General features: G+C 64.5%; 5 protein-coding genes and 1 pseudogene. 3 read left to right on the forward strand and 3 right to left on the reverse strand.

Annotation, left to right across the window (positions count from 1 at the left end):
• Positions 1 to 2 precede the first annotated feature (2 nt).
• Positions 3 to 1,976, forward strand: a complete 1,974-nt coding sequence (locus OF380_RS25160) for a glycosyltransferase family 2 protein (RefSeq protein ID WP_264048356.1) — start codon at positions 3 to 5, stop codon at positions 1,974 to 1,976.
• 202 nt (positions 1,977 to 2,178) lie between these two features.
• Here the strand turns inward: OF380_RS25160 and OF380_RS25165 are convergent, their stop codons facing one another.
• Positions 2,179 to 3,300, reverse strand: coding sequence for an aldo/keto reductase (locus tag OF380_RS25165; RefSeq protein ID WP_264048357.1), 1,122 nt, complete (start codon positions 3,298 to 3,300; stop codon positions 2,179 to 2,181).
• A gap of 96 nt (positions 3,301 to 3,396) precedes the next feature.
• Here OF380_RS25165 and OF380_RS25170 point away from each other — a divergent pair, with 96 nt between their 5' ends.
• Positions 3,397 to 4,290, forward strand: a complete 894-nt coding sequence (locus tag OF380_RS25170) for a LysR family transcriptional regulator (RefSeq protein WP_264048358.1) — start codon at positions 3,397 to 3,399, stop codon at positions 4,288 to 4,290.
• 230 nt (positions 4,291 to 4,520) lie between these two features.
• On the opposite strand, the pseudogene OF380_RS28880 reads toward OF380_RS25170, so the two are convergent.
• A pseudogene (locus OF380_RS28880) lies at positions 4,521 to 4,793 on the reverse strand (transposase); the annotation flags it as partial.
• Positions 4,794 to 5,295: 502 nt separating this feature from the next.
• Between OF380_RS28880 and OF380_RS25180 the strand changes: the two are divergent.
• Entirely contained in the window at positions 5,296 to 12,264 is a 6,969-nt protein-coding gene (locus OF380_RS25180) for a peroxidase family protein (RefSeq protein WP_264048359.1), read from the forward strand.
• Positions 12,265 to 12,843: 579 nt separating this feature from the next.
• On the opposite strand, the gene gcvA is transcribed toward OF380_RS25180, so the two are convergent.
• A complete protein-coding gene (gene gcvA / locus OF380_RS25185) occupies positions 12,844 to 13,731 on the reverse strand; it encodes a transcriptional regulator GcvA (RefSeq protein WP_264048360.1) in 888 nt (295 codons plus the stop codon).
• Between the last annotated feature and the right edge of the window lie 70 nt (positions 13,732 to 13,801).

Genomic DNA, 13,801 nt, shown 5'->3' on the forward strand with positions numbered 1-13,801 from the left:
CGATGTTCGAAGCACCTCAGGACGCCCTCGCCGTCCTCACCACCGATCTCGGCATCCTCATCGGGCTGCTGGTCATGGCCGGCCTGCTGGATCGAACGAGCGCGGCCGCCCGCATCCTGTTCGGCGCGACCACGGCGGTGTTCATCCTCTGCTACGCCGCGTGGCGCTGGCACGACACCCTGCCCCGCCTGGAGCCGGGACTCGACAAGCTCTGGCCCTACCTGTTCTTCGCCTTCGAGGGCGTGGCGATCCTCTATACCCTGATGTCCATCGTCATCCTGTTCCGCTTCAAGGATCGCTCTGCCGAGGCCGATCGCGAGGAAGCGCGCCTGACGACGAGCGGGGCCTGGCCGGCCGTCGACATCTTCATCTGCACCTACAACGAGCCTCTCGACGTGGTGGAGAAGTCGATCATCCCGGCCCTTGCGGTCGATTACCCGAACGCCACGGTCTGGGTCTGCGACGACACCCGGCGCGATTGGCTGCGTGCCTACTGCGAGGAAGTCGGTGCGAACTACGTCACGCGGCCCGACAACACGGGTGCCAAGGCCGGCAACCTCAACAACGCGCTCCGCCATACGGCCGGCCTCACCAACGCGCCGATCATCCTGGTGCTCGATGCGGACTTCGCGGTGGCGCCCAACATCCTGCGTCGTACCGTCGGCCTCTTCCACGACGACCGGGCCGCCGTGGTTCAGACCCCGCAATTCTTCTTCAACGCCGATCCGATCCAGCACAACCTGATGGCGTCCGAAGCCTGGGTCGACGACCAGCGCATCTTCTTCGACGTGTTCCAGCCGGCCAAGGATGCCTGGGGCTGCGCCTTCTGCGTCGGCACCTCCTTCCTGGTCCGACGGGATCGGGTCGTCGAGATGGGGGGCTTCCCGCACGATGCCATCTGCGAGGACATCAACCTCACCTACTCGCTCATGCGCCACGGCTACCGTACGCACTGGCTGAACGAGCGCCTGAGTGCCGGGCTCTCGGCGGAGGGCCTGCCGGAATACATCACCCAGCGCACCCGCTGGTGCCTCGGGACCATGCAGGTCGCGCTGCTGAAAGCGGGACCCTTCTGGGGAGGCGACTACACCCTGATGCAGCGGCTGCACTACCTGCACGGTGTTCTGAACTGGCTGTGCAAGCCGTTCATCGTGCTCATGCTGGTGGCGCCATCGATCTACTGGTTCTTCGACATGCCGGCATTTTTCGCCGACTACCTCTCGTTCCTGCGCTACGGCCTGCCTGCGCTCTTCGCCCTCTGGACCTACAGCAGCTGGGTCTCGGGCCGACGCACGCTCCCTCTGTTCATGGAGGTAACGCACATCATGACGGCGCTGGCGATCAGCCTCACCCTGGTCTCGGCGGCGATCCGGCCCTTCGGGCGTCCGTTCAAGGTCACCGACAAGGGCGGGGACCGCTCGGTGTCGATGGTGCGCTGGCGCATGGCCGCGGGCTTCGGCGGGATCGCACTGCTCTCGGCGGGTGCGATCGTGTGGTCCTTCGTCTCACCGTTCGGAGCCACCGAAATCTCGCCCATCGATTACTTCAACCTGATCTGGGCCGGTGTCGCGATGCTGTTCAGCTTCGTGGCCTTCCTCGTCTGCTTCGAGCGTCCGCGTGGAGCAGAGGAATTCCGGATCGAGGAGCCGGCGCGCGTGAGATCCGGCGGGATCGCTTACGACGCTGCCCTGGCGAGCCTCGGCATGGAAACCGCGCACCTGCGCCTGACGGCTCCGGAGCACGCCTTCGTGCCGGGCGACGCCGTCGACGTCCTCATCCACCAGATCGGCTGGGTTCCGGCCCGGCTGACCGCCCAATCGGATACGACGTTCGCCGTATCGCTCGCGCCGGATCGCCGGCAGCGTCAGATCCTCATCCTACGCCTGTTCACGCAGGCGGTCGATCCCATCGCCCGCACCGCCAGCCTGCCGATGGCCTTGCGTGGCCTGCTCGCCCGCTGCTTCCAGGTCGCATGAGGCGTAATCGGCACCGTGATGCCGCCTCGGGCGTGCCGCATACGCCAAGACCCTTCGCGCCGACCCAGTCGCGCCCGAGGAACATCTGTCCGGAAACCGACCGGGTATCCGGATTGAGGGCGCGGTCCGCGCGTGGCCTTGGGCCTCGGCGGACAGGCACGCTGCGTCCGCTCAGGACCGGGTGAGCGAAGGACAACCTCGCTCAGGGCATCTCGCCCTGGGCCCGAACCTCTGCGCCGCCGAACACGACGGCCCTCCGCAGAAGCGGGCGCGACAGGCCATAGATCAGGCGCGGCTCCGCCGGTGCGCTGATCGCATCGAGTGCGGCGCGATGCTCGGGAGAGAGCATGACATCGAGCGCAGCGATGTTGTCGGTCACCTGCGCCGGCCGGCTCACGCCCATCAGGGTCGAGGCCACACCCGATCGTCCGACCACCCAGGCGAGCGCGACGCGCGCCGGCGATTGCCCGATCGCCTCCGCCACCTGGCGGACCCCGTCGACGATGGTCCAGTTGCGCGGCGTGAACAGGCTGTCGCCGAACGGGTTGGCCCCGTCGAGTCGCTTGTCGTCGGCCGGCCGCATCTCGCTCGACTGCGCCGCATCGTTCGGCAGGCCGCCCGCACGCGGGCCCGCCGCTTCCACGGTCGCGCGGTCGTACTTGCCGCTCAGCAGCCCGTAGGCCAGCGGCGACCACGGCACCACCCCCAGGCCGAACTCTGCGGCGAGGGGGATGTGCTCGTCCTCCACCTCCCGGTTCACGAGCGCGTAGAAGTATTGCAACGCGATCGGCCCCGGCTGGCCACGCGTCGCGGCCAGCGTCGCGAGCTTGGCGACGTACCAGGCGGGCGTGTTCGATATGCCCCAGTAGCGAACCTTCCCGGCGCGCACGAGACCGGCCATGGTCTCCAGCAACTCCTCGGCCGGCGTGATCCCATCCCAGACGTGCACCCAGTAGAGATCGATGTAGTCGGTCCGCAGGCGCCGCAGCGAGCCTTCCAGCGCGGCATGGACGTGCTTGGCACCGTTGCCGCCGGCGTGCGGCCCGTGGCCCGTCGCGAACCCCGACTTGGTCGCGAGGACGATCCGGTCGCGCAGGTCCCGCTCGCTGATGAAGCGGCCGAGCATCGCCTCGCCCTCGCCGCCCGCGTACACGTCGGCCGTGTCCACGAAGTTGCCGCCTCGCTCCAGATAGGCGTCGAACACCGCCCGGCTGCCGGCTTCGTCTAGCCCCCAGCGCGCGGTGCCGAAGGTCATGGTGCCGAGCGCGAGCGGACTGACCGCGAGGCCGGAGCGGCCGAGCGTGCGGTACTGCGTGAGGTCCATTGTTGCATATCCCTGCTGATTCCAGACAGGATAGCGCCACCATCCAGGGTGAATTAGCCCGAATCGGCGACAAGGGCCTGTGAGCGGAATTCAGGAATGCGACGGGGTACGCTCGACGATCTCGCGGCCTTCGCGGCGGTCGCGCGCAGCCGCAGCTTCACGCGTGCGGCGGCCGAACTCGGCCTGTCGCCTTCGGCGCTCAGCCACGCCGTGCGTGGGCTGGAGGAGCGGCTCGGGGTCCGGCTGCTCGCGCGTACCACGCGCAGCGTCGCTCCGACGCAAGCCGGCGAACGGCTCATGCGTTCGCTGGCCCCGGCGCTGGCGGAGGTCGCGTGCGGGCTTGCAGCGCTCGCCGACTGGCGCGGCGCGCCGTCCGGTGCGCTTCGTCTGACGACCTTCTCCTCGGCCGCGCGCCGCGTGCTCGACCCGGTCCTGCCGCGCTTCCTCCTTGATCATCCGGCCGTCTCGGTCGAGGTCGTCATCGACGATAGCCTGACCGACATCATCGCGGCCCGGTTCGATGCCGGCATCCGCTTCGGCGAGACGGTGGAGCGCGACATGGTGGCGGTGCGCCTGGGGCCGGACCTGCGCACGGTGGTGGTCGGCACGCCCGGCTACTTCGCGCGCCATCCGCAGCCCAGGACACCGGCCGACCTCGAGGCGCACAACTGCGTCAACTATCGGCTGGTCGGCGGGGGCGGATTGCTGCCGTGGGAGTTCACGCAGAGCGGCCAGGAGATACGCGTGCGCGTCGGCGGCCAACTCACCGTCAACGATGCGCTCCTGGCGGGGGCGGCCGTGCGGGCCGGTGCCGGGCTCGGCTATATGCTCGAGGAAGACGTGGCCGCCGAGATCGCGGCGGGCCACCTCGTTCAGGTTCTGACGGACTGGTGCGCGCCCTTCCCAGGCTACCACCTCTACCATCCGCGCCAGCAGGCGACACCGGCGCTTCGCGCCCTGATCGATGCCGTGCGTTGGATCGGACCATGACCTGTTCCGGTCCGACGCGGCCGAAGTCGTAGAAGCTGTCATGAACTGGCCGCGCGTTGCGCGGCGTGTTTGAGCATGAGGCAGACGAAGGCGACGATGTGGAGGTCTGCCAGCGTGATGGGAGAGCGCTCGTAATTCTTGACGAAGCGGCGGACGCGCGTCGCCCGGGCGAAGGAGCGTTCCACCACCCAGCGCCATGGCAAGAGGACGAAGTCGCGGTTGGCTTGCGGCAGATCGTCGACCCGTTGCCCGAAGCACCCGGCCGCAAGCCAGCGCTGGGCCCGCTGGTAGGCCGCGTCCCACGGCGGCAGGTCGTTGGGCATCCAGCGCCACGGCGCACCCGTCTTCACAACGTAGCGCCGCCCGTTGAACACCGCGCGCAGACTGTGCTCGCGCTGCCCCGCATCCTCGCGCAGCAGCGTCAGGTAGGGAGCGACCCGCTCCTATTCTTCATCCGAGACGTCGACGGGTCGGCTTTGCTTGAAGAGGTCATGCCCCTCCAGCTGGAACCCAGCCGTCACAGGGCCATAACAGCCTCTAGACATTTCTGAAGCAGTCGTTTGTCGATAGACTTCGGTTGGGTCAGTGAGCCTCTCCGTCCTTGATCCCACAGTGTGGCGACACGGTTGCTCACCGTGCTGCAAGGGCTTCATCGTCCGCCGCAGCAATGATTCATGCGGCAAACCTCCGATGACAATTACGGAACTATCCTCAAATAGCGACTTGCTACGGATCTCTGCGGCTCATCGAGCTACTCCTTGGGAGTTACTCGGAGTACCTTTATATTTATCCGAACGAACGGATTACTATCAAATATTCAATTTGGTATTAAACGCCTAAAATCAATACAGTTTTCGTTGACGACCCAATGCAAGAGCCTTAATCGAAATCGGCAGCTGATTTCTGCAAGTTCTTGCGCGTTTAGTCCCAAGACAATCGTCGTTGGCTAGCAACGAAATACCGCGATCTCTCGTGGATATGTGCGCGCGTTACTGGGGGCCTATAATGGTTGCGCTCGTCAGACATGACCTTGAGTTCATTCTCAGGCAGATTGAAATCGCGGAAGCTCATGCCGGGGGCGGCATTCTTGCCGAGCTGGTCGCTGGATACAACGGGAATGACGGCCTCACGCAGGCACATCTGCTTCCCTATGGCCTTCGAACTGTCGATGGCAGCTACAACAATCTGCTTCCGGGACGTGAGAAATGGGGAGCGTCGGATCAAAGCTTTCCTGGCCTCTTCACGCCCACATACATCAATGACGCAGATGGCGATCGCTATGATTTCAATCCACTGCCCAATATGGAAACGTGGTTCTCCAACAACGACTATGCGAATGCCGGCGCCCGGTCTGGATCGCAACCCGGCCCTGGCAGCGGCACGGTCATTGACGCCGATCCGCGGATCATCTCAAACCTGATCGTCGATCAAACCCTGGACAATCCGGCTGCCATCGCGGCGGCGCTGACCCATGCGGGCTTGGCGGGCCAGCCGCTGATGACGGCACTGAGCGAGATCGTCAGTGCGCACAGCGCCGCCAAGGCGGCGCCCGCCGATCTCGGCGCCAGCGCCGGCCTCGCCGCCAAGCTGGTGCAATACGGCGTCGAGATGGACGGAAACACCATCTATCTGCCGAACGTCTCGCCCGACGAAGGATTGTCTTCGCCCTTCAACGGCTGGATGACGATCTTCGGACAGTTCTTTGATCACGGCCTCGATCTTGTCGCCAAGGGTGGCAACGGCACCGTCTACGTGCCGTTGTCCCCCGGCGATCCGCTCTACGTGCCCGGCGGGCAGAACTACATTCCGCTGACCCGCGTCAGCGTCGAAGCCGGTGCGGACGGGGTTCTGGGCACTACCGACGATGGCGCGGGTCCCCGCAACCTGACCACACCGTGGGTCGACCAGAACCAGACCTATGCTTCGACTGCATCGAAGCAGGTCTTCATGCGCGAGTACATCCCCGCTCCCGATGGCAAGCCGATCGCGTCCGGACATCTCCTGGAAGGCGGCAACGGCGGTCTTGCCACCTGGGCCGACATCAAAGCGCAGGCGAGGGACGTACTTGGTATTGCGTTGACCGACCTCAACGTCGGCAACATCCCGCTCGTCGCCGCTGACCAGTACGGCAACTTCATCCCGGGCCCGAACGGCTATCCGCAACTCGTCGTAGGCATGGGTCCCGATGGCGTCCTCGGGACGGCCGACGACGTGCTGCGCGAGGGCGACCCGGCGGCCCCAGTCAGCGCCCAGGGCGTGGTTCTAACAGGACACGCATTCCTCGACGACATCGCCCATGCCGCCGTGCCGGTGGTGACCGGTGGTGAGCTCCAAGCGGACGGCGATACGGCCCTCGGTTATGGGAATGCGGACGGAACACCGGGCCCCCAGGGCCAGCGCGGGGCGACCGCTTACGACAACGAATTGCTCGACCGACACTTCGTCGCCGGCGATGGACGCGCCAACGAGAACATCGCGCTGACCGCGGTTCACCAGGTGTTCCATGCCGAGCACAACCGTGTGGTGGAGATGACGAAGCAGATCGCCCTCGACTCGGGGGATCTCACCTTCCTCAACAAGTGGCTGCTGGTCGACGTCGAGGCCATTCCGACCACGGATGCGGGCAGGGCCGCCCTGGTATGGGACGGCGAGCGGCTGTTCCAGGCCGGCCGGTTCACCAATGAAATGGAGTACCAGCACCTGGTGTTCGAAGAGTTCGGCCGCATGATGCAGCCCGATATCGACGCGTTCGTGTTCGAGCCATCGGCTGACATCAACCCAAGCATCGCAGCCGAGTTCGCGCACGTCGTCTACCGCTTCGGCCACTCGATGCTGCGGCAGGACATCGCCGTCATTGCGATAGATGCGGAGGGCAAGCCGGTCCAGAACGACATCACGCTGTTCGACGGTTTCCTTAATCCGGTCATGTACGACTCCCTCGGCGCCGCAGAGGTCGCGTCGGGAGCCATCATCCGAGGCATGAGCCGGCAGACCGGTAGCGAGATCGACGAGTTCGTAACCGACGTATTGCGCAATCAACTCCTTGGCATCCCGCTTGATCTCGCCACCATCAACTTGGCACGCGGTCGCGATGTCGGCACCCCGACACTGAATGTAGCGCGGGGACGGTTCTTCGAGGAAACCGGCGACACGCTGCTGAAGCCCTATGAGAGCTGGGCCGACTTCGCTCTGAACCTTAAAAATCCCGCCTCGATCATCAACTTCGTCGCGGCCTACGGGAACCACGCGTCTGTGCTGAATACCACCGATACGCCGCGGACAACCGTCGAACTGCGCGAAGCCGCAACGAGGCTGGTCCTCGGTGATTCCACCCTGACGGGGACCGCGAAGGCCGACTTCGATGCCGACCGGCTCGACTTCCTTAACCACACCGGCGCCTATGCAGGCGACGGTACGCTCGGCGGCCTGAACACCGTCGACTTCTGGATGGGTGGTCTTGCCGAGAAGAAGATGGCGTTCGGCGGCATGCTGGGCTCGACCTTCAGCTTCGTTTTCCAGATGACGATGGAAAATCTGCAAGATGCTGATCGGTTCTACTATCTATCTCGTACCCAGGGTTTGAACCTGCTCAATGAGCTCGAGAACAACACGTTCGCCGAGCTCGTGATGCGGAATACCGACCTCGGCGCCGCGAACGCCACTGCGCTGCCCGGCAATCTCTTCTCGGCATTTCAGATGCCGACCTTGGAACTGGATATCGGCAAGCAACTGAGTGCCGATCCCGTATTAGATAATCCGTTCCTGGGAGGCTTTTCCAAGCTGGTGGAGCGCGTGGACGCCGATAGCGACGGGGTGGCCGAGGCGATCCGCGTGAACAGCAACGAGCATTTCACGATCGGCGGCACGGAGGACAACGACATCATCGTGTCGGGCGGCGGCGACGACGCGATCTGGGGCAAGGGAGGGGACGACCGGATCGAGGCCGGATACGGTGTCGACAAGGTATTCGGCGGCGCAGGGGATGACATTCTCACCAATGCCGGCACCGATATCGGTGAGGCGGACTTCCTGCACGGCAACGAGGGCAACGACGTCATCCACGGCGGCTCGGGTCTGTCCTTGTTGTTCGGCAACCAGGGCAACGACTTCATCGTCACCGGGCCCGACGGCAAGGAAGCGTTTGCGGGCACGGGCGAGGACTTCGTTCTCGGTGGAACGGGCGGCGATGTGCTGCTGGGGAACGAGGGGAACGACTGGCTCGAGGGCGGCCTGCGCTTCGACAGCCTGTCAGGCGAAAACTCGGAGTTGTTCTTCAACTCTACGATCATTGGCCACGACGTTCTGAACGGCGGCAGCGGCGACACCGACTACGATGGCGAGTCGGGCGACGACATCATGTTCCAGAACAGCGAGGGCATCCAGCGGAGCAACGGCATGGCCGGCTTCGACTGGGCGATACACAAGGGCGACAGCCAGTCCGCCAATTCAAACCTGGGCATTCCGATCTTCGAGACGCAGGAAGCCTTCATACTCCGCGACCGCTTCGATCTCGTGGAGGGCCTGTCGGGTTGGAAGCACGATGACGTTCTCACCGGACGCATCACGGCCGTGAACACGCGCCCCGAGCTGGAAGGCACAGCGGCCATCCCCGGCCCGAACGCGCTGCTCGACTCCTACTCCAACAACCTGTTGGCCAAGAACGTGGGTCTCATCAGCGGCCTCGCCCCTCTCGTGGCGCATCTCGGTACCGGCACTCCAGTGACGCGCGTGGCCAATGGTCAAGCGGTACCGGTCCTGGATGAGAACGGCGCTCAGGAGCGGGTCATCCTGTCCACGGCAGATGCCTCCGACATCCTGCTGGGCGGCGGCGGCAGCGACGTCATCACGGGCCTCGCCGGCAACGACATCATCGACGGCGATCGCTGGCTGAACGTACGAATCCGTTTCGTCGACGAGGGCGTCGCCTACACGGTCGATGAGATGGGCAGCCGAGTCTATCTCGAAGCGGACTATGTCAACGGTGCTCCGACGCCGAACGCCATTCCTCAGTTCGGTGGCAGGCCTCTCACCGACCTGATGTTCGATCGGACGATCAATCCCGGTCAACTCGCCATCGTCCGCGAAATGGTGGACGGCGACCCGTCGAACAGTGCTGCGGATATCTCTGTCTATCGCGACGTTCTGGCGAACTACGCCTTCACGTCGAACGCCGACGGCAGCATGACCGTGACGCATACGCCGACGACCGGCGTCGATCCGACGCCGGAGGGTGACGGGACAGGGGAACCAGGGGAAGGCATCGAAGGTGAGCCTGACCGGATCTCGGACGGCGCAGACCGATTGTTTCATATCGAGACGCTGCGTTTCTCCAACGGCAATGGAGGCACGGTCGAGTATACACTCGATCAGTTGCCATTCCGAGCAACGGGAGCCCCAGTCATCATCGATCCGACGCCAACCGACGGTCGGGTATCACCGACGGAAGGAGCGCCCCTGACGATCGATACGCGTGGCATCGAGGACGTGAATGGGCTGGGCGCGTTCCGCTATCAGTGGCAAGCGTCGAACGACGGCGGCACCACATGGCGCAACCTGACGGTCAACGCGACCGGGAGTTCGTTCACGCCGAGCGATGGCGTCCCCGGTGCAGGAGGTCAGGTTGGCGAGGTCCTTCGAGCTCGGGTCGAGTTCACGGATGGTGCCGGGCATCAAGAAGAGCTCTTCACGATGCCGACCGGCATCGTCGGCGACAATTGGGATGCGATCCCGTTCCTCGCCAACACCTTCAACGGAACCGCAGGCGACGACATCGCTGACGGTACGAGCGGTGTCTTCGGTCTGGGTGCCAGCGACACGCTGAATGGGAATGGCGGTTACGACATCCTCAACGGTGCCGGAGGCAGCGATACGTTGAACGGGGGCGCCGGCGACGATCGCCTGGATGGAGGAGCGGGGACCGATGTGGCGGTCTTCTCCGGCGGGGTGGGAAACTTCGCCCTGGGTTCCGGCGGCACAACCAATCTCGTCGTCACGGACCTGACTGGGGCCGAGGGCTCGGACACCCTCAGCACGATCGAGACGTTGCGCTTTGCCGGCACCAACTCTCTGGTAGTGGCGGGCACGACTGGGAACAACGTCAACCTGAACGGTGCTACGGGTGCCGCCGGTTCGCAGGCGGTGTTCGGTTTCGCCGGAACCGATCGGCTCAATGGCGGCGGGGGCAGCGACCTTTTGGTCGGTGGCCAGGGCGCCGATACGATCCAAGGCGATGCCGGCAGCGACACCATCTACTGGAGTGCCGGCGACGGCCGCGATCTGGTCAACGGCGATACGACCGCCGAGAATATCGTCGGCGGCATCGATACCCTGAAAATCATCGGAGACACCAGCGCGGAAACATACAGGGTCTACTCGCGGACGAGCGCATTCGAGGCCGGGATCGCGGATCTAGACGCCAACACCGAGATCGTCATCACGCGTAACGGCACGAGTAACGAATCAATCATTGCAGAACTTAACAACATCGAAGAGATCTTCATCGGTGGTCGAGGCGGCAACGACACCTTCATGCCGATCGGAGATTTTTCCGGAACGAGCCTTCTGACCAGCACCATTACGCTGGAAGGCTCCGCCGACGACGACACGGTCGATATCAGCTCGCTGGCGTCGGACCACCGTGTCGTCTTCAGAACGCATGGCGGCGACGATCGGCTGATAGGCCCCCTTCGTTCTCAGGATCTGATCGAACTTCAGGAGGGCACGGCACCGATCGATTACGCGGTGACGGCCGATGCGACGAACGGCATCACGAGAATGACCAAGGACGGTCACAGCATAAGCTTCAGTAGCACGGGTGGGCTACCGAAATTCGGTTCGGGTCGTCGTCAGGACAGCGCTGACCAATTCGATGACGAGCACGAAGTCGAAACAGGTCCGAGCGAGCCCGTCACCGGTCATCCCGGTATGGGCGAGCCTGCAACTGATAGCCCGAGCCAAACAGGCGAGGTTTTCGTTGGCGGGCCAGAGAACAACACGTTCATCGGCACGGCCAGAAACGAAACCTTTGACGGAGGTGCCGGAACGGATCGGGCCATCCTCGACTTCGCCTTCGGAGCGGCCATCGTCGGCCTCTCCATCGATGGTGTGATGACGATTGCCGGGCCTGATGGGGTCGACTCTGTCCGCGGCATCGAGGTCTTCCAATTCGCCGACCGGACGATCGACAACGCGGATGGATCGCCCTTGGTCGACGATCTATTCTACCTGTATCACAATCCCGATGTCGCCGCCGCCGGTCAGGACGCGGACGCGCACTACGCCGCCTACGGCGCCGCCGAGGGCCGCGATCCGAACGCCTACTTCTCCACCAAGGGCTATCTCGCGACCTATACCGACGTCGCCAAGGCGGGCCTCAACCCGCTGAGCCACTACGACGCGGATGGCTGGAAGGAAGGCCGTGACCCGGGCGTGAACTTCGACACCCAGTTCTATCTCGCCCGCAACACGGACGTGAAGGCGGCCGGCCTCGACCCGCTGACGCACTACCTCGAATACGGCCAGGCGGAAGGCCGCGCCATTTTCGATGCGGTCGGCCTCACCGGCAACATCAAGGGCGGGTTCGACGCCGAGTTCTACCTCCTGGCCAACGCCGACGTGGCGCAGGTCGCGACCCTCGACGGCGGCGACACCCTCGCCTTCGCCCGCCAGCACTTCGACACCTACGGCTGGAAGGAAGGCCGCGATCCGAACGCGGTGTTCGACACCAAGGGGTATCTGGCCGCCTACGGCGACGTCGCGGCGGCGGGCATCAACCCGCTCGCCCACTACGACACCTACGGCTGGAAGGAGGGCCGCGACCCCTCCGCCGACTTCGACAGCTCGGAATACCTTGCGGTCAACGGCGACGTCGCGCAGGCGGGGCTCAACCCGATGCAGCACTACCTGCAGTACGGTCTCGTCGAGAACCGTGCCGTCCTCAATGATGGCACCTTCGGGGCAGGCTTGCTCGGTTAGGTATGCAGTCTAAAGCCAAAACGTCCGGGAGAAACCCCGGCCGTTTTCGCTCGATCGACCGCCTGCAGGAAGCCACGATCGGTGTTTGATCCGAGTCCGAGGTTCGGATTCGAGCTAACCTGCTGCTGCCAACCCTTGGGAGAGTGCTTGGGCGGCAGTGATGGTTGGCTACCCACTCCGACTGAGGGTCCGAAACGGATCATGAGCGGGCACTGAGACGACGTCCGTTACCGTCACCCGGACGGCCGCAAATCCACCCGGCCCGGTCGTTAAGCGGACAGACGGGTCCCGACTCAACAGAGCCATACAGGTTACTGCGAGCGCTACCGGACAGCGGACATAGATCAAACTTCTGCTCAACGACGTAAAACGGCCCATAGCGAACATAGAAATTGGGTTGCCGGAAGTTCGGATGAAGTGAAAAGACGCGCTTAGTGTCTCCCCACAAGACAGCCGGAACTTTCACCGGCTCACCGGACCGATGTCGGCGACCCCTTACGACCGGTCTGAAGGCTCCGCCGCATTTCAGTGCGTGACGGATCGAGAAAGGACGGGAGAATAAAAATCAGGGCCGCCTGATCACTCGGCTGTGGATCGTAGCCAGTCGACCAGCTTGCCGACATCCCTCGGCCGGGCCGGCTGTCGTGGGTGGACAATCCAGTAGGGATGGGCGTCGAGCACCGGCCCGAAGGGTTGAACCAGCGCGCCGCTCGCCAAGTCGTCGGCGGCAAGCACGACCGACAGGAGCGCGATTCCCTGCCCAGCAATCGCCGCCTGGATGACATGCCCTTCGTCACTGAATCGAATACCCGCGCCGCCATCGACGTCGCTGATCCCCGCGTGCCGCAGCCAGGCGACCCAAGTTGGCGTCTCGTCGGTCAGGTGAGCCCACTCGAAGTGCAGCAGCGGGCAACTTGCCAGATCGCGCTCGGATCGAACCGCGAGGCGAGGACTGCAAGCGGGCGCGACCCGGTCGACCACCAGCCTGTGAACGTCGAGGCTGGGGTAGGGACCCGGCCCGTATCGGACAGCAATGTCGACCCCGTCGCGATCGAAGTCCACCAGGCTGTCGGAGGCGTGCAGACGCAGATCACAACCCGGATGGGCGGCGCGAAAGTCGGCAAGCCGGGGCACGAGCCACTTGGCGACGAAGGCCGTCGGCGCCGAGATCGTGAGAACGCCGGCCGGGTGTCGGCCGTGGATCTGGTCGATGGCTTCGGCGAAGGCGTCGAAGCCATCGCGAAGCACGGGCAGCAGCACGGTCCCCTCAGCGGTGAGCCGGACCCGGCGTGTCTCGCGGTGGAAGAGGCGAAGCCCCAGGGTCTCCTCGAGGAGCCGGATCTGATGGCTGATGGCGGTCGGCGTAACGCCAAGCTCGTCGGCGGCGTCGCGGAAGCTCAGGCGGCGCGCGGCGGCCTCGAAGGCACGCAGTGCCGCGAGCGGGGGAAGAGATCTCCGCATTGCCATGGCTGAACGTATCTCATCCGTCACCTGAGGGAAACGCGTTCGTCATTCGGCACTTCGGCTGACACTAAAG

The organism is Methylobacterium sp. FF17 (genome assembly GCF_025813715.1).
GTDB classification, from domain to species: domain Bacteria; phylum Pseudomonadota; class Alphaproteobacteria; order Rhizobiales; family Beijerinckiaceae; genus Methylobacterium; species Methylobacterium flocculans.

Coding starts and splice junctions, on each gene's coding strand:
- gcvA (WP_264048360.1), bottom strand. CDS start 13,731: ATGGCAATGCGGAGATCTCTTCCCCCGCTCGCGGCACTGCGTGCCTTC.
- OF380_RS25180 (WP_264048359.1), top strand. CDS start 5,296: ATGGTTGCGCTCGTCAGACATGACCTTGAGTTCATTCTCAGGCAGATT.
- OF380_RS25170 (WP_264048358.1), top strand. CDS start 3,397: ATGCGACGGGGTACGCTCGACGATCTCGCGGCCTTCGCGGCGGTCGCG.
- OF380_RS25165 (WP_264048357.1), bottom strand. CDS start 3,300: ATGGACCTCACGCAGTACCGCACGCTCGGCCGCTCCGGCCTCGCGGTC.
- OF380_RS25160 (WP_264048356.1), top strand. CDS start 3: ATGTTCGAAGCACCTCAGGACGCCCTCGCCGTCCTCACCACCGATCTC.